Annotated in this window: 20 protein-coding genes and 1 riboswitch; of the genes, 6 read left to right on the forward strand and 14 right to left on the reverse strand. The window is 48.4% G+C overall.

Going from position 1 to position 16,722, the window contains the following annotated elements; all coding sequences use genetic code 11:
• Window positions 1-20 precede the first annotated feature (20 nt).
• Complete coding sequence (dapF, locus tag K6T23_RS12630; protein WP_238281260.1) at window positions 21-1,010, reverse strand: diaminopimelate epimerase; 990 nt, start codon at window positions 1,008-1,010, stop codon at window positions 21-23.
• 111 nt (window positions 1,011-1,121) lie between these two features.
• Here dapF and K6T23_RS12635 point away from each other — a divergent pair, with 111 nt between their 5' ends.
• Complete coding sequence (locus K6T23_RS12635; protein WP_053426851.1) at window positions 1,122-1,418, forward strand: hypothetical protein; 297 nt, start codon at window positions 1,122-1,124, stop codon at window positions 1,416-1,418.
• A 60-nt stretch (window positions 1,419-1,478) separates the two neighbouring features.
• Here the strand turns inward: K6T23_RS12635 and K6T23_RS12640 are convergent, their stop codons facing one another.
• The 11 genes from K6T23_RS12640 to K6T23_RS12690 all read right to left on the reverse strand — a co-directional run bounded on the left by K6T23_RS12640 (window position 1,479) and on the right by K6T23_RS12690 (window position 10,747).
• On the reverse strand, window positions 1,479-2,768 hold the full coding sequence (locus K6T23_RS12640) for an NCS2 family permease (protein WP_056536047.1): 1,290 nt from the start codon (window positions 2,766-2,768) through the stop codon (window positions 1,479-1,481).
• A gap of 103 nt (window positions 2,769-2,871) precedes the next feature.
• Window positions 2,872-3,345 (reverse strand): 6,7-dimethyl-8-ribityllumazine synthase, encoded by a 474-nt coding sequence (gene ribH, locus K6T23_RS12645; protein WP_053426849.1) that lies wholly within the window; start codon window positions 3,343-3,345, stop codon window positions 2,872-2,874.
• Window positions 3,346-3,368: 23 nt separating this feature from the next.
• Window positions 3,369-4,562 (reverse strand): bifunctional 3,4-dihydroxy-2-butanone-4-phosphate synthase/GTP cyclohydrolase II, encoded by a 1,194-nt coding sequence (locus K6T23_RS12650; RefSeq protein WP_079516220.1) that lies wholly within the window; start codon window positions 4,560-4,562, stop codon window positions 3,369-3,371.
• Between the two features lie 16 nt (window positions 4,563-4,578).
• On the reverse strand, window positions 4,579-5,232 hold the full coding sequence (gene ribE / locus K6T23_RS12655; RefSeq protein WP_238281262.1) for a riboflavin synthase: 654 nt from the start codon (window positions 5,230-5,232) through the stop codon (window positions 4,579-4,581).
• A gap of 2 nt (window positions 5,233-5,234) precedes the next feature.
• Entirely contained in the window at window positions 5,235-6,332 is a 1,098-nt protein-coding gene (gene ribD, locus K6T23_RS12660; RefSeq protein ID WP_238281263.1) for a bifunctional diaminohydroxyphosphoribosylaminopyrimidine deaminase/5-amino-6-(5-phosphoribosylamino)uracil reductase RibD, read from the reverse strand.
• 123 nt (window positions 6,333-6,455) lie between these two features.
• A riboswitch (FMN riboswitch) is annotated at window positions 6,456-6,599 on the reverse strand.
• A gap of 109 nt (window positions 6,600-6,708) precedes the next feature.
• Window positions 6,709-6,927, reverse strand: coding sequence for a hypothetical protein (locus tag K6T23_RS12665; RefSeq protein WP_079516222.1), 219 nt, complete (start codon window positions 6,925-6,927; stop codon window positions 6,709-6,711).
• 73 nt (window positions 6,928-7,000) lie between these two features.
• Entirely contained in the window at window positions 7,001-7,693 is a 693-nt protein-coding gene (locus K6T23_RS12670; RefSeq protein ID WP_238281265.1) for a hypothetical protein, read from the reverse strand.
• A 339-nt stretch (window positions 7,694-8,032) separates the two neighbouring features.
• The gene (locus tag K6T23_RS12675) at window positions 8,033-8,881 is read right to left on the reverse strand and encodes a patatin-like phospholipase family protein (RefSeq protein ID WP_238281267.1); all 849 of its coding nucleotides are present in this window, start codon (window positions 8,879-8,881) and stop codon (window positions 8,033-8,035) included.
• A gap of 12 nt (window positions 8,882-8,893) precedes the next feature.
• A complete protein-coding gene (locus tag K6T23_RS12680; protein WP_238281269.1) occupies window positions 8,894-9,295 on the reverse strand; it encodes an NUDIX hydrolase in 402 nt (133 codons plus the stop codon).
• A complete protein-coding gene (locus K6T23_RS12685; protein WP_238281271.1) occupies window positions 9,279-10,316 on the reverse strand; it encodes a helix-turn-helix transcriptional regulator in 1,038 nt (345 codons plus the stop codon). Before K6T23_RS12685 ends, K6T23_RS12680 begins: the two co-directional genes overlap by 17 nt.
• Before the next feature lie 95 nt (window positions 10,317-10,411).
• Window positions 10,412-10,747, reverse strand: a complete 336-nt coding sequence (locus K6T23_RS12690) for a DUF4870 domain-containing protein (RefSeq protein ID WP_056536027.1) — start codon at window positions 10,745-10,747, stop codon at window positions 10,412-10,414.
• A gap of 165 nt (window positions 10,748-10,912) precedes the next feature.
• Between K6T23_RS12690 and K6T23_RS12695 the strand changes: the two genes are divergently transcribed.
• The 5 genes from K6T23_RS12695 (at window position 10,913) to K6T23_RS12715 (ending at window position 15,050) form a co-directional block, all read left to right on the forward strand.
• Complete coding sequence (locus K6T23_RS12695; protein ID WP_079516749.1) at window positions 10,913-11,692, forward strand: undecaprenyl-diphosphate phosphatase; 780 nt, start codon at window positions 10,913-10,915, stop codon at window positions 11,690-11,692.
• A 13-nt stretch (window positions 11,693-11,705) separates the two neighbouring features.
• Window positions 11,706-12,305 carry an undecaprenyl phosphate transporter UptA gene (gene uptA, locus K6T23_RS12700; protein ID WP_056536023.1) on the forward strand — a complete coding sequence of 200 codons (600 nt, stop codon included), beginning with the start codon at window positions 11,706-11,708 and terminating at the stop codon, window positions 12,303-12,305.
• A gap of 63 nt (window positions 12,306-12,368) precedes the next feature.
• Window positions 12,369-13,496, forward strand: a complete 1,128-nt coding sequence (locus K6T23_RS12705; RefSeq protein ID WP_053426840.1) for an amidohydrolase — start codon at window positions 12,369-12,371, stop codon at window positions 13,494-13,496.
• A gap of 378 nt (window positions 13,497-13,874) precedes the next feature.
• Window positions 13,875-14,426 carry a GNAT family N-acetyltransferase gene (locus K6T23_RS12710; protein ID WP_056536020.1) on the forward strand — a complete coding sequence of 184 codons (552 nt, stop codon included), beginning with the start codon at window positions 13,875-13,877 and terminating at the stop codon, window positions 14,424-14,426.
• A gap of 105 nt (window positions 14,427-14,531) precedes the next feature.
• The gene (locus K6T23_RS12715; RefSeq protein WP_238281272.1) at window positions 14,532-15,050 is read left to right on the forward strand and encodes a hypothetical protein; all 519 of its coding nucleotides are present in this window, start codon (window positions 14,532-14,534) and stop codon (window positions 15,048-15,050) included.
• A 291-nt stretch (window positions 15,051-15,341) separates the two neighbouring features.
• Here K6T23_RS12715 and K6T23_RS12720 read toward each other — a convergent pair whose 3' ends face one another.
• Window positions 15,342-15,500 (reverse strand): YflJ family protein, encoded by a 159-nt coding sequence (locus K6T23_RS12720; RefSeq protein WP_079516227.1) that lies wholly within the window; start codon window positions 15,498-15,500, stop codon window positions 15,342-15,344.
• A 59-nt stretch (window positions 15,501-15,559) separates the two neighbouring features.
• Window positions 15,560-16,630, reverse strand: coding sequence for an undecaprenyldiphospho-muramoylpentapeptide beta-N-acetylglucosaminyltransferase (locus tag K6T23_RS12725; protein ID WP_053426837.1), 1,071 nt, complete (start codon window positions 16,628-16,630; stop codon window positions 15,560-15,562).
• Between the last annotated feature and the right edge of the window lie 92 nt (window positions 16,631-16,722).

The following is a 16,722-nucleotide window of genomic DNA, read 5'->3' on the forward strand; positions in this document are numbered from 1 at the left end:
GGATGCCGGCTTTTATCTGTTTACAGGAAAAACTTTTCTTTCACAAGTGACGCCGCATGCTCCTCCAACTGACGATACGCAACATGCTCATCAAGCTCCTTCTTCGCTTCCCAATCATAGCGATCCGGGAACGCAGGATCCCACTGTATGGTCGCTTCGTACATGAATGTAGCATTTCCGATCAGCTCCATGAAATACGAGCCATCGGTGCGTTCATTGACGACAACCCTTACTTTTCCACCGGGATTATAAACGTCCACCGCAACTCCTTTCTCGTTATATCCGAGAAGGCATGTAACGAGGGTGGAAGCCGACATCGCCGTGCCGCATGCATTGGTGAATCCAACGCCCCGCTCATAGGTTCTGACAAAGATTGCCCCCTTATCCATGATGGTCACATAGCTCACATTCACTCCATCCGGGCAGATCGGATTCGATCCGTTTAGATATTCCGATATGTCCTTTTGTTCATCTCCTGAGAGCACATCCCGGTCGACCACGGCAATCAAATGGGGGTTTGGGACGGCCAGTGCAGTAAAAGCTCTTTCAGTCCGAAGACCTTCCACTTTCTCGTCAATCAGCTTCTCCCCGTGCCCATTCATCGGAAGGGACGATAAATCAAAAAGGACCGGGGAAATCTCGACATTGTACGTAGGGATCCCATCATAAAGGTCTTCCTCTTTGGATACGTGGAGATCTGCTTTTAACGTTTCCACCATGATGTCGTCCTTCCCGATCTTTTCACACACATAACGTCCGACACAGCGCAGGCCATTGCCACACATCGATGCTTCAGATCCATCGGAATTGAAGACTCTCATCATGGCATCACATCTGTCGCTTTCAAGGACAAATAAGATCCCATCCGCTCCCGGGCCTGTTTCCCGGTTGCAGAGGGTGAGGGTCAACGCCTTTCGATCCTCATCGGTAAAATCGTAAGCCTTTCCGACTTCATCCAACAATAGAAAATCATTTCCGGATCCATGGCACTTCGTTACGTCAATTTTCACTCTTTTCCGCCTCCAGTTGTGCTATCCATAAAATCATAATAGTACTAGATTGCCATAAACGTGCCCGATGTGCAATCATAGATAAAAGCCGATCTGATAGGAGGAATGGGCATGAAGGAGGAGTACAGCTTCCGCTTTCAGGTGCAAAAAGTGGACGAGGCGCTTGATGGGAACGAATCCAGGCACGTCCATGTGTTGGCAAAGGTATTCAATCAAGAAAAAGAGCTGGTCCATGAAGGCCGGTACCGTGTGAAGTTCAACGACATCGGAGTTTTCCCTTTCCCTGCCGATATCGCCGGCCAGGTTCAGACAAAATCCCTCCAAAGACTCCTCATGGTAGAGCTGAAACGGTATATCAAACCTCAAAGAAGATTCCTGACTCCTGGAGAGTATAAACCGGTTTGGTAACTGGTTAGCCTGTTCAAAAAAAAACAAGCACGTGCGATAGACGCACGTGCTTGTTTTTTCCTAATGAATTGCATGGACGATGAAATTCAGGAGGAACAATACCGCAATGATATATAGCGTCAAAGACACTTCCTTTGCCTTACCCGTTGCCACCTTCAGGATCGGATAAAGAACGAATCCGAATGCAATCCCGTCAGCAATGCTGTAGGTGAATGGGATCATGACGATGATGAAGATCGCAGGAAGGGCTTCCGTCAGATCGCCCAGGTCCATATGTCGGATATTCTGGATCATCACGCCTCCGATCACGATGAGGATCGGCGCTATCGCATGATCGGGAATCCACTTCAGGTAAGGAATGAACAAAACCGAAGCAAGGAACAGGACGCCAGTGGTGAATGAGGTCATCCCCGTGCGCCCTCCGGCGGTCATGGCAGCAGCGCTTTCCACCGTAGAAACGGTGGGGCTTGTGCCGAAGATACCGGACGTCAACGCTGAGAATGCATTGGCCTGAAACGCTCTAGGATACTTATGCTCCTGCCCGATCATGGCCGTATGTCCGCTGACAAGCCCAATATTCTCGAATACGAGGACCATCGTCATGGAAAACACGGCAATCCAAAACGGGATATCCACGATCGCTTTGAACGAAATCTGTCCGAAGACATCACCATACTCACTCCAATGGAATGTAGAGGATGCCGTAGACGGCTCTATTCCCAGCACCAGTCCAAGGATGGTTCCGAAAGCGATGCTCCAAAGGAATTGACCCTTCACATTCCGGATGAAAAGGAACAGCGTGAGAAGTAATGTGAGGATGGTTGCAATAACCTTCCAATCACTGAAGTCCCCGATCGTGATGATCGAGCTCTCACCCCTCTGGATGATCCCGCCCTTTTCAAGGCCGATGAACATAAGGAACATTCCGAGGCCGACCGTAATGGCCTCTTTCAGCACCTGGGGTATGGCCCGCGACAGTACGCCCGAAAGACGCGTAAACGCAATGACCATGAAAAGGATCCCTGATATCAGGACCACACCGAGTGCTTCCTGCCAGCTGAGGCCAGAGGATTTCACAAGCGTGAACGTAAACATCGCATTGATTCCCATGCCTGGTACAAGAAGGATAGGAGCATTCGCCCAGAACGCCATGACGAGACAACCGACGAATGACGCCAGGATCGTCGCCAATACGGCTCCTTCAAATGGTATACCAGCTTCAGAAAGAATCAGGGCGTTAACGGCGATGATGTACACGATGGTGAAATAGCCAACCGACCCTGCAAGCATTTCCTGTTTCAGCGAAGTGCCATGCGCTTTAAACTTAAACACATGTTCAAATGCTTTCATACAATCTTCCTATAAAACTGCCCTCTCCCTACCCGCGTCACCCGGAATACTCCGGGGAGCCACAAGACTTAATTTTAGCAGATAAAGAGTGCCTTGCCAATAGTCATCCTTGTTCGATGGAACGGATCAGGTTCGCCATTTCGATTGCTGAAACAGCCGCTTCCCAGCCTTTATTCCCTGCTTTCGTTCCAGCACGCTCGATGGCCTGCTCGATCGTATCGGTTGTCAATACTCCGAAGATAACAGGGATTTCCTCCTGCATCCCGAGATTTGCAACGCCTTTCGCCACTTCCCCGCTCACATATTCGAAGTGCGGTGTCGCACCACGGATAACCGTACCAAGGGTGATGACGGCATCATAGTTTCCTGTACGGGCAAGTTTCTTTGCGATCATTGGAATTTCAAATGCTCCCGGCACCCATGTGACTGAAACGTCCGCCTCTTCGACACCATGGCGTTTGAGCGCATCCTCTGCACCCCCCAGGAGTTTGGATGTGATGAATTCGTTGAAACGCGAAACGACGATGGCTACTTTCAGGCCTGTACCTACAAGATTTCCTTCAAAAGTTTTTGTCATGATGTTTACCTCCATTGGTATGATTAGAATTTTAATAAGTGCCCTAGCTTAGCTTGTTTTGTTTTTAGATATTTTTCATTCGCTTCCTTGAAGGGGAGCTGAATCGCAACCCGCTCGGAAATGGTGAGACCATAGCCTTTGATCCCCGCGATTTTCCTGGGATTATTGGTCAGCAATTTCATTTTCTTCACCCCGAGATCCCTCAGGATCTGGGCACCGATTCCATATTCCCTCAGATCGGCATCGAAGCCGAGCTTATGATTCGCTTCCACGGTGTCATAGCCTTCTTCCTGCAGCTTATAGGCTTTCAGCTTATTGATCAGTCCGATTCCGCGTCCTTCCTGTCTCATGTACAACAGGATCCCTTTCCCTTCATGTTCTATTTGGGTCAGTGCCGTTGCCAGCTGGGGACCACAGTCACAGCGGTTGGACCCGAATACATCTCCTGTGAGGCATTCCGAGTGAACCCTGACAAGGATTTCCTCTTCTTCGGTCCATTCCCCTTTTATGAGGGCGACATGCTCTTTACCCGTGAGGACTTCTGTATACCCGATCGCCTTGAAATCACCGAAATCAGTCGGCAGATTGATTTCCACCTCACGATTGATCAGCTTGTCCTCTTTCCTTCGGAACCGGATGAGCTCTTCGATCGTGATGAAGGAAAGTCCCCACTTTTCAGCCAGGATCTTCAGGTCGGGAACCCTTGCCATACTGCCATCCTCGTTCATGATTTCACAGATCACCCCTGCGGGTGTCGAGCCTGCCAAGCGGGCGAGATCGACGGCTGCTTCCGTATGTCCCGCCCTCTTCAACACGCCACCTGGTTTTGATACAAGTGGGAACACATGCCCCGGGCGCTTAAAATCATCCGGTTTCGAGAGAGGATTCACTAATTCCTTGATGGTGTGGGCGCGTTCGAATGCGCTGATCCCAGTCTTGGCGGAAGCATGATCCACGCTGATCGTAAACGCTGTCCCGTGGTGATCTGTATTGGTTGACGTCATCTGATTCAAATGGAGTCGACCGGCAATCTCCTCATCTACGGGCGTGCAGATCAACCCCCGCCCTTCCCTGGCCATGAAATTAATGACCTCCGGCGTGACACCTTCAGCAAGGGCGATGAAATCCCCTTCATTTTCCCGATTCTCATCATCGATGACGATGACGGGTTTACCTTCGCGGAGATCGCGGATGGCTTCTTCGATTGTGTTGAACATCCTATTCCCTCCCTGGTTAGTCAGCGAAGCCATGATCCGATAGGAAGTCATAGCTCAAGCTTTTCTTAGCTGTTGTTTCAGTTTTCTTTGTGAAGAACCGGTGAATATACTTGGCCATCATGTCACATTCGATGTTGACCTCGTCACCGATCTTCTTGGATCCGAGGACCGTATCTTCCTTCGTTTGCGGAATAAGCGAGACCGTGATGGAATCGTCTGTGATGCCGAATACGGTCAGAGACGTACCGTCGATGGCGACTGATCCCTTCTGGACAAAAAACACAGAAAGTTCAGAAGGAATGTTGATGGTGACGTAGAGTGCATTCTCCAATTCCTGGAGACTTTTGATCGTACCCACTGCGTCCACGTGTCCGTTGACGAAATGGCCGTCGAACCTGCCTCCTGCCGCCATGGCGCGCTCAAGATTGACCTTTGTTCCCGTTTTAAGATTTCTGAGGGACGTCCCTTTGAAGGTCTCCGGCATCACATCTGCAGTAAACTCATCCTTTGAAAATGTGGTGACCGTCAGGCATACTCCGTTCACCGATATACTATCTCCGATTGCCACATCACGCAGGACCTTTCCTGCAGCAAGCTTCAGCTCCATGGAAGAGGCGGATGAGCGGACTCCTTTGACACTGCCTATTTCTTCAATGATTCCTGTGAACATGCTCAATCTTCCTTCCTTTCCTGGGGTACCACGGTAATCTTCATATCTTTACCGATTGTTTCAACGCTTTTGATTTCCACGGGGAGACCTTCGGCTATGGATGGGAAGCCCTCTCCACCGAAGCTTGGGAACGAGTCCCGTCCTCCGAGTAGTTTCGGAGCCATATAAAGGATGAGCTCCTGGAAGGCTTCCTCCTGAAGGAAGCTTCCGTGAATGCTGCTGCCACCCTCTACATAAACCGATACAAACGATTTTTTACCAAGTTCAGCAACAAGTTCTTTCATGGTAATGGTTGGGCCTGATAGGGAGAGTATTTCACATCCCTCCTGAATGTATGCCTGTTTACGGGACTCAGGCACCTCGCATCCTGTGATGAGGATGGTCGGGCTTTGACGATCTTGAATGATATGGGAATGAATCGGGGTACGCAGGTGCGTATCCACGATAAGTCGAATGGGGTTTTTTCCACCTTGGGGCAAACGGGTGGTCAGGTGCGGATTATCTTGAATGATGGTGTTGACTCCAACTAATATCGCGTCATGCCGGTGACGATCATAGTGGACGTCCAGTCTTGATTGTTCTGTTGTGATCCATTTACTGTCTCCGGACGAAGAAGCAGTCCTGCCGTCCAATGTCACGGCAGACTTCAGTGTCACATAGGGTGTGCCTGTCCGGATGAAGTGGAAAAAATGCTTATTGAGCTCAAGGGCTTCAGATTCTCCCATGCCGAGGAAGACATCGATACCCGCTTGCTTCAGCAGCTCGATTCCCTTCCCTCCTACAAGGGGATTGGGATCCTTGCAAGCAATGAAGACGCGCTTGATCCCGCTCTCGATGATCAGGTTTGCACACGGAGGCGTACGTCCGTGATGGGAACAAGGCTCCAGGGTCACGTAAATATCTGCCCCTTCGGCTTTATCACCCGCCTCCCTGATTGCATGGACCTCTGCATGGGGGCCGCCCGCCTTGAGATGCGCTCCGGTGCCAACAATGCGGCCATCTTTGACAACCACCGCTCCCACGACGGGGTTTGGTGAAGTCTGGCCTTGAGCGGACCTTGCCAACTGAAGGGCAAGCTTCATGTATTCATTAGGTTCCAATTTGATCTTTCACCTCCTGATTCATTCATAAAAAAACCCCAAGAACGAAGTCTTGGGGGAAGTTTGGCATGACGAAATAAAGCATCTATCCTGATTGTTTAAAAAATCAGAGATACATACTTGCCGTTCCTTCTCCCATCCAGACTTTCACTGTCGGCTTTGGAGTTTCACCAAATCCACCGTCTAATAACCATTAGCCGGGTCACGGACTGAGAGCATTCGCTCATCACCGCCGGTAGGGAATTCCACCCTGCCCCGAAGGAAACCTATTCGATTATGTACTGATTATCGCCTCAATCCAAATTGATTGTCAAGCTTTGAGTTTTTTGCCGATCCTGCAAAGTATCATTCGAACTAGAAACAGGTACCGTCCCACTCATGCGCCATATTTCCTATCCCGGATCATCTCGGCCGAAAGGATATTCTCACGACTGAACATCCTGAGTGCCCGCTTTGTATAACAGTAGGCACGAACATGTGTGGGGGTTATGGCCTCAATGGTTATGATCCTCTCGCTCAGCCGCGATTGACGATCGATATAGATGATTTTCAATGGTGTCCCTTCTTCGATTGCCTTCCTCATCAAGTAGTCCATAAGCCCACTCCATTCTACCTAGTATGAACTGATTATATACGAACGTACGTTCTTTTTCAAGTATATGATCCTTTCAAGGAGTAATATAAAACTCCAGATCGAGATGCCAAAGAAAGGAAAATAACCAGTCCAATTCATCTGAGTAGGATTCAAATAGCGTAATCAAGGTGTGGTGGGCATCGAAAATGGAATGGAGGTGCCCCGGGAGAATCCCATTTTGGATGGCAAATATATTTACGCCATTGTAGTTTAATATCCACTTCTCGGCACCCTTATAAATCAGGATTTTATCATTTTCGAGGCTCCTCCACTCAAGGGCGGTCCGGCTGGCATATTTTAAAATGAACCGTTTTTCAACGGGGTGATCCATGTTCAGGACCCGCTTCCCCTTTAGAATAGAAATGGGATCTTTATTCTCCCTGAAAAAGGTATATTCTTTTCTTGAGCTGAGCGGCTGCTGCCGGTGAACGGCATACTTCACCCACCCGTTGGTTTTCACATAAAAATACCCTTCCTTCGTTGATACTCCGATCAGGGTGCTGCTTGATACCGGCAGCTCGCGGAACCAGATCCGGTACGCTTTCCTAAGCTCCCTGTTCATACTGAGCGAAAGATACAGATTGGAACAGGCCGGTATGAAAATCAAAAGGGGAAAATAGAAAAGGTCATGTATGACGAGGAGCATACCGACACCCACAAGGAAGTACATCGTTCCCCTGAAAAGGAGGGTATACTGCTCGTTCTTGTAGATTTGATAGAGATTCATTTAAGCCCGTCCTTTCAAGCAGGAATCTCTACTATGCTATGAACCATCCCTCATATACAGAACAGGAAAGAACTTGGGACAAAACAAAAAGGGAGCATTTGAGGACGAACAAAATCCGTATAGGTTCTTATTGCCACTCACGATGTTCCTTTCAGGACTTCACTTTCCCCTTTTAGCACGTAAGCCTTAGGAGTCTCACATCCGCTACTCTTCCCGCTGGAATCTTCATTGCACTCCAGAACCGCTAGAAGCAGTTGGATTTAAATGGCCATTTAACAAAAAAAACCGAACTCAATTGCATTTAGGCAAATGAATTCGGATTTCCTATGAATAAGCTTCTTATGTCCATGATAAGATCCGGTTCAGCTGTGATTCTGCGTCTCGATACCCCTGTTGGTAAAGAGCATCCAGTTTAGCAGGGTTTTTCTCAATCCTGCTTACTTGGAGGGGTTCTTGGGGCTGGATGATGATGACTTCCCCCCTACGCTCTTTTTCCTCGAGTTCAGCAATCGTTTGGTTGTAATGGAGATACCGGTTTTTCAGCGCATTGTACAAATTGGGATACTGCGGATATTTCCGCTTCACGAAATAGGAGAACCGTGACGGCTTTTTCATATATCCTCGGTTCCTCGTCAAAATCACCACATTCTTCTTATATCCATCCCTTTCCGCCTGTTGGAAAGGCACTGGATCGCTGATGCCGCCATCAAGTAGTTCGTGACCGGAAAAATTCACAATGGGGGCAACAAACGGGAGGGAACTGGATGCCCTGATCGCTGTGAGGAGCTCCTCCCCATAGTCGCTTCTTCGGAAATACTGGGGTTTTCCTGTTTCACAGTTGGTCGTCCCGATCACGAATTCACTCTCATTTGAGGCGAACGCATCGAAATCGAACGGCACGATCCTTCGGGGGATTTCCTCGAAAACATAGTCCATCCCGAAAAGCTCTCCGTTCTTCCAGTAATTTCTCCAGGACAAATAGCGGGGGTCACGGATGAAATCGACATTGACCTTGCGATTTCTGCCTTTTTGTCTCGATAGGTACGATGCCGCGTTGCATGCCCCGGCCGATACCCCGATCACATAAGGAAAGTCCACTCCCTGCTCAAGGAAGTATTCAAGGGCACCTGCGGTATAGATCCCCCGCATGCCCCCACCTTCCAATACAAGTCCTCCGTTGATCTTCATGATGTTTCCTCCTTACCGATTCACTAAAAACGATTCCACTTGCTCGGGGTACAGGGTCGTAGACACCGCTTCATCAAGCGACATCCAGACGGGCCTATAGCTCCCTCTTAGATTTCCTGTAAACTCGTCCCCTCTCCCTGTTCCGAACGTCCCTTCATATTTTCCCACAAGAAAATAATGATGGACACCTTTTTGCTCGAACATCATACATGGCTGTATGGATGAAACCGTTACCCCAAGCTCCTCATGTGCTTCCCTACATGCAGCTTCCATCGGGGTTTCATCAGGTTCGATCCCGCCGCCGGGGATAACATAGTAGATTCGGCCATCCTTTATGCGTTCGATCAGGGCGATGCATCCCTCCTCGATCAAGAGTACCCCTGCCCGGTCCCTCGGCTCACGAGTCATGGTCATATAGACGGTGAAGGTTTTCCACCTCTTCTTTCACGGTGTCCTGAAGGGTGTCCGGTGACAGGACCTTCACATTGGAGCCAAAGCCAAGGATCCAGTTCACCAGGCCGTCACTTATCCTGGCTTTGGTTGTAAGGATGAAATGGTCTTCCCCGTCCCTCGTAGTCGAAATATCCTTGCCGAACTTATCGATGATCACATTGATCAAATTATTGCGGCAGCGGATCTTGATCCATTCTTCATCCCCTGCAAACATATGGAAGGTCGACTGGGTATAACTTGAAACATCGAACGATTCATACGGAAAGGTTTCATCCGTCTCCATCACGTTCTGAAGCCTGTCGACCCGGTAATGACGGATTTCTCCAGCTTCAAAATAATAAGCAATCAAATAGTAAAAATCATTCGCCCATGCGAGGGCGTAAGGTTTCACGCGGTAGACCCGCCCTTCATGGCTAAGCTGGAATTTCTTTTCCACATCGTACCGCCCATACTGAAAGGTGATGACCCTCCTTTGTTCGATGGCTTCATGGATTTTATGTATCGCAAGGCGAATATAGGGATTCTCGCTTTTGATCGACGAATCGATCTGAATTTCATTTTGAAGCTTCTTCCCCTGATGGACGCTTGTCAGTCGGCGAATTTTCCCTGTCAGCTGACGGGTTTCTTTTTTCGAAATGAATTTCGCCGATACGACCGCATCGATGAGCATGCGAAGCTCGTACAGTTCGAAGAGGCGATACTGATGGCTGTAATACTTCGGCATCCCTTCTTTTTCCTGATTCACGGTGATATCAAACCCGTTCTGGATCAGATGCTCCATATCATCTTTAAGTGAATGCTTATTCAACTTCACATCGGGACCGTATTGCTGCTTGAAGCGGTGGATAAGGTCATCCAGGGTCTTCTCCCTTTCTTCATCTGTCTCTTCGCTCAAGATCTGCCTTAATTGAAGCAACCGGTCTTTATTGTCCAGTCTTGTCAATGCTTTCCCCCTGTTCCCCGGCTGTGCCGGCTGGAGCATGTTTTCTCCTAGTGGATTCTATAAAGTTATCAATCTCAGGGTAAATTTGTCAATGAATAAAGAAAAAAGCCCCTGCAGAAACAGGGGCTTTCGACTCACTTTATGAAACGGATGACAGTTGGGATTCGATATGTTTCTCCGCCGTATGATTTAACGGCTGCCAAGATGGTAAAGATGAACGCCAAGATTCCTACCACCGGAAGAAGGACAAATCCGATGAGGATGAGCATCAACAGACTTGCTACGATACTGTAAATCGTATAAGAGATAAGGAAGTTGAGGTATTCCTTACCGTGGAAATCCACGAATTCCGAGTCCTCCCTCTTCATCAGCCAGATGATCAAGGGGCCGATGAAGGTTGTGAAGAAGCTTGTCAAATAGATGAGCATGGCCATCAATTTTTCGTCACTGGTGGGCATAGGTCTTTCCATAAGTTCTCATTCCTCCATAAAAAAATAATAAGTTCCTATATATGTACGCATGAGTCAATCAAAAAGTTTCACAGAATGGAAAACTTTCATAGATTAGACTCTTTTTGAATATAAGTGAAGTGAATGGGTTTGTCCATACCATTGGAAAAGAAAGGCGGTCTTGTGTTGAGTAAATTAGAAGCATTCATTCTCGGGATCATCCAGGGGTTGACAGAATTCCTGCCCATTTCGAGCACGGGTCATCTTTATCTCGGGAGGCTCGCCTTCGGCCTGGAGGAAGCCGGGCTATTTCTCGATACAATGCTCCATATCGGCACGCTCATTGCAGTCCTTGTGGTGTATCAAAAAGAGCTTCTCCACATGATCAGGCATCCATTTTCAAAATTATCATTGATCCTCGTAATCGGCACGATACCGGCTGTCATCATCGGACTGTTGTTCAAGGATTTTTTTGACAGTATCTCCAAAAATGGTGTCACCATCGGGTGGGAATTCCTTGCGACAGGCTTCATCATGTATTTCGCTGACAATGTGAAAGGCGGGTACAAGAAACTGCAGGACCTCACCTATACCGATGCCCTGGTGATCGGGAGCTTTCAGGCTGCCGCCATCTTTCCGGCCCTGAGCCGTTCGGGGCTTACCATTGCTGCGGGGCTCATCAGGAAGCTGGACCGGGAGACTGCCGCTTATTTTTCTTTCCTCCTCTCTACTCCGGCAATACTCGGGGGCATCGTCCTTCAAGGGAAAGACCTCTTCAGTGGACACGTCGAAGCCATCAGCTTCACAAGTCTCCTCATCGGAACATTGAGTGCCGGGCTCTTCGGGTACTTCGCCATCGTCGGGATGATCAATTTTCTCAAGAAACGATCATTGAAGGTTTTCTCCTACTATGTTTGGGCTTTAGGTATCGCTATATTAATTCTGCAGTTTACAGGAGTCCTTTAGGAGGTGCATGACCATGGATACGGATTGGATCCTTCAGCTCTTATCCACACTTGGTGACTGGGGGTATATCGGGGTGGCGGGGGCCCTCATGGTGGAAGTGATCCCAAGCGAGCTTGTGCTCGGCTATGCAGGCTACCTTGTTCATGAAGGACAGATCAGTCTTGTGGGGGCCATGCTGAGCGGGATGATCGGAGGGACCCTAGCTCAGGTATTCTTATACTGGCTCGGCCGCTATGGCGGTCGCCCGTTTTTTGATCGATATGGAAAATTCCTTCTCATGCCACCCAAGCATATCGAGGCCGCGGAGAAATGGTTTGAAAAACACGGTACCTTTGTCGTTTTCACTGCCAGATTCATTCCTGTTGTCCGGCATGCCATCAGTATACCGGCTGGGATGTCGAGGATGTCCCTCTCTTCTTTCTGTTTGTATACCTTTGCCGCCATGTTTCCTTGGACGCTCCTGTTCCTGCTTGTCGGCATGCAGCTCGGTACACACTGGCAGCACATCGAAGTGATTGGCGTACGGTACATCAAACCGTTGGCCGCGATTGCCATCGGCGGCATATCGCTCTATGTGTTGTTTACTTTCTTGCGGAGCAGGAAGAGAAGATGACTTCTATTATCAGGCAGGATTGATTACAATAGAGTTATTACCTGATAAGGAAGGGACGACCTTATGAATCGATTACTCTTAACCAATGCAACCATTTATCCCATCTCAAGCCCTCCGATTCAAAATGGCTCTGTGCTGATCGAGGACGGAATTATCAGGCAGGTGTATGCACGTGCCTTCGAAGCCACCGATATCCCTTGGATTGACTGCGGAGGGCGTCATCTTCTCCCCGGCCTTATCGATGCCCATACCCACCTGGGATTATACGATGAAGGAACAGGTTGGGCGGGGAATGATGCGAACGAAACCATCGAACCCATGACTCCCCACGTCCGGGCATTCGACGGTGTCTATCCTCTTGACCCCGGGTTTACGGACGCATTGAAATACGGGGTGACAACGGTGAATGTGATGCCTGGGAGCGCCAATGTCATCGGGGGCACCACCTCTGTCATTAAAACGTTCGGTTCGAACATCAGCTCCATGATCGTCAGGAAGACGTCGGGGCTCAAGCTTGCACTGGGAGAGAATCCAAAACGGATCCACAGTAACGGGAACAATGATTCCATAACGCGAATGGGCATCATGGGGATGCTCAGGGAAGCCTTCTTCACGGCTAAATATTGTGATCAGCCTGATGACCTAAGAGTCGCTCCCCTGGTTGCTGCACTGAAACGGGAGATACCGGTCCGCATCCATGCCCACAGGGCAGACGACATCCTATCTGCCATCCGGTTCGCCGACGAGTTCAACCTAGACCTTCGGATCGAACATTGTACAGAAGGGCATCTCATTGCACACGAACTTCAGGGACGCAACCTCAAAGTTTCCGTCGGTCCGACATTTACAAGGCGCTCCAAAGTCGAACTGAAAAATAAAAGCTGGATGACCTATCAAAAATTGACGGAAGCAGGCGTTGAAGTGTCGATCACAACCGACCACCCCTACACCCCGATTCAATACTTGAATATGTGCGCGGCCATCGCCGTGAGGGAAGGTCTTGATGAAGGGAAGGCACTTGAGGGGATCACCCTCACCCCAGCCCGGAACCTTGGCGTATCGGACCGTGTGGGTAGCATAGAGGCCGGGAAAGATGCTGACCTCGTACTCTGGACCCACCATCCATTCCATTTCATGGCTAAACCCGTGCTCACACTGGTGAACGGACGGACGGCTTTCAGCAACCTTTAAAAAAGGGACCGGAGACGTCTTGATACAAGCGCCTCCAGCCCTTGCGAGGCATGAGATGGACCGGTTTTCGCACTTGGCATTTCAACGTTTACAATCTTTAAAAAATAAATACAAAAAAACAGCATTTACCCTATTCCCTTTTTGTCGATTATCTTATATGATACAGAAAGGATATAGAATATTTCCTATTACATTGTTCTGAACACGCGATCTATTTATAGATAGGGCGATTGTAATGGAGGGAAGGCAAAAGGTGCGCCACCAGTTTCTTGACTGGTCTTAGTGGGTTCGATTCCCACCCCGAAATTTTTTAGTTACCATTTAAAAATTTCGAGGGTGGATCGTTCACAACGGGACTGCCCTCAAGGAGGGTCTACTATGATCAAGAGACGGGACCTTAATGAGTGTCATGAACTATTCGACCTCATGGTGCATCCGGATGTCTTCCCTTTTGTGCGTCAAAAAGCACATTCATACGAAGAACTATTATTCTTGACGAAACAAACCATTGAAGCAGAAGAACGCGGCGAACTCATCTCCCGCACCATCACCGATGAATGGGGTAGTCCAATCGGGACCATCAATCTTTACGACATCCAGGAAGGGGCCGGTTTCCTCGGGACATGGCTCGGAAAGCCCTACCACGGGAAAGGCTATAATCAGCCCGCCAAGGATGCCTTCTTCCACGAACTTTTCTATGAGCTCGGGATGGAAACGATCTTCATGAGAATCCGTAAAGTGAATGCACGTTCAAGAAAAGCGGCGGAAAAACTGCCGTATGTCATCAATGCAAACGAAACCAGGGCATCCCTATACGCTCAGCTCAATGCGGCTGAAGATGTTTATGACTTATACGAAATCCCAAAAGATCTCTATACGCTTTACCTTTACCAGCAGGAGCAGGCTGAAGAAGAGGCGTTGGAGGCTTAACCAAAGACACCGGCATGCCGGTGTCTTTTTTTGTATCATAATTCTGTACATAATTCCCCCCTAATCAGGCAAACTGTCAGTAAAATCTTAAGGAGGAGCATTCCCATGATTCTTCGCCTACTACTAGTGATCCTGTCGTGGATCAGCCTGATCTTTATACGGCGGTCGGACATTCTTCGTTTTTCACCCGCAGCCATCTTGGTGTCATTCATATTGACTGTTGTTTCCTTCATCAACCCTGTACTTAAACTGTGGAAGGTAAAAGGAAATAAAAAGGCGCAGGTGTTGGCCGATCTTTCTTTCATCATCGGTCCATTTTTCGCAGCGACCATTTGGGTGTTCAAGCTGTCATTTCATTCCTTCCCCCTGTTCTTATTGCTGAACGGAGCGGTGAATTACTTTTTTGCCTACCCCATGACGGCATTCTTTCAGAAACAAGGACTATACAAACTTTTGCACCTGAATAAGCATGCCTTATATGGCGTGAGCATTCTGTACGCCATCATCATCTATCTGTATCAGCACGGCGTCGAACACTTATGCCAAAGGTTGCAAGACATCCGACCAAAAAGATTTTCAAGCGTTTCAAACGATGTCCTCTCCGAAAAGTTCACCAAGGGATAAAGCCAATCTCATGAAGACCAAGATCCTTATAAGTCATTAAATCGCTCATGATTTATTTCTCTGTGGGTAGTCCGTCAGCCCCTCGGAATTCCGGGAGGTCCCACCTAAGCTAATCTACCACACAGGAGTCTCCGTCTTGCACTCCATTCAAACACTATAAACATTGATATAGTCATGATTGAAAATAAAAAAAACCCCAAATGGGGTCTTTTATCAAGTGTCCACCATTCAGGGTTCAGTTCAATCTAGGCAAATGAATTCGGGTTTTACAAGAACTAAAACACGTTTGTCTCAGCCTTTTTGTTCGTTCTTATTCGTCTTTTCAAAATAAAGATTGCGGATGACGAAGGTTTTATAGCTTTCAAGCTTTCGTTTATCTACCGGATGGTGATAGATCCCCATTTTCTTTAGTTCCTGGAGATACCAGCCTTTGGAATACTGATACGCCATGCCTCTCTTCCTTTCAACCGTTTGTACAGTTTATGTACATCGGAGGGTGAAAAGACGCATCATTTACTCATGGTGGATAATTCTTCATACATGTCCTGGATGGTATATGCCTTATCGGCGTTTTCCATGGCAGAAACGTACTCATCCCGTTTGCTTTCAAGCTCCTTCACATGCTGGAGGAACGTTTCCGCGGTTACTTCTTCCTCTTCAAGCTTCAGGGCGTAGCCATGCTTGACGAAGGAATTGGCATTGAGGATCTGGTCCCCCCTGCTCGCTTCACGGGACAGGGGAATCAGGAGCATCGGTTTTTTAAGGGCCAGAAACTCAAAGATGGAATTGGATCCTGCCCTCGAAATGACAAAGTCCGTCATGGCGAGATAATGAGGCAGATCACCTTTGATGAACTCGTACTGCTTGTATCCCGGTTGTTCCATATGGGGTTCCACATTGCCTTTCCCACATATATGTACAATCTGGAAATGATTCAACAGATCGCCGAGGTTGCTTCTTACGGCTTCATTGATCTTTCTTGCCCCGAGGCTTCCCCCCATGATCATGAGGACCGGCTTCAGATTGTGGTATCCGGTCAGGCGACGACCTTCTTTTTCATCACCGGTGAAAAGTTCTTCGCGGATGATGGCACCTGCACAAATCGATTTCTCGGCAGGTAGGACATTCACAGTTTCCGGGAATGTGGTAAAAATCTTCGTCGCAAATGGGACGGCCAGTTTATTCGCAAGGCCCGGCGTCACATCTGACTCGTGGATTGCAACCGGCACCTTGGCGATTTTGGCTGCCATCACTACCGGCACAGACACGAATCCTCCTTTTGAAAAGATGATATCCGGCTTGGTTTTGCGAATGATGGAAAGAGCCTCGAGGACTCCTTTCATCACTCGGAACGGGTCGGAAAAATTCTTCCACGAAAAGTAGCGTCGCAGCTTCCCGCTTGAGATTTCTTTATAGGGAATATGAGGGAATTGATCTGTGATGATCTCTTTTTCAATTCCGTCCTTGGATCCGATATAAGTGATCGCCCAGCCTTCTTTTTCAAAGTGGGGAATGAGCGCTGTATTGACGGTGACATGACCGGCAGAACCCCCGCCTGTAAATAAAATTCGCTTACTCATAGTGATAGACTCCTAACTGTTACTCGATAATGGTGGATGCTCCATTTGGCATCATCATTATACACTTTACCAAAAATAAGGCCGGGATAGAA

Source organism: Rossellomorea marisflavi (assembly GCF_022170785.1).
Classification (GTDB): domain Bacteria; phylum Bacillota; class Bacilli; order Bacillales; family Bacillaceae_B; genus Rossellomorea; species Rossellomorea marisflavi_B.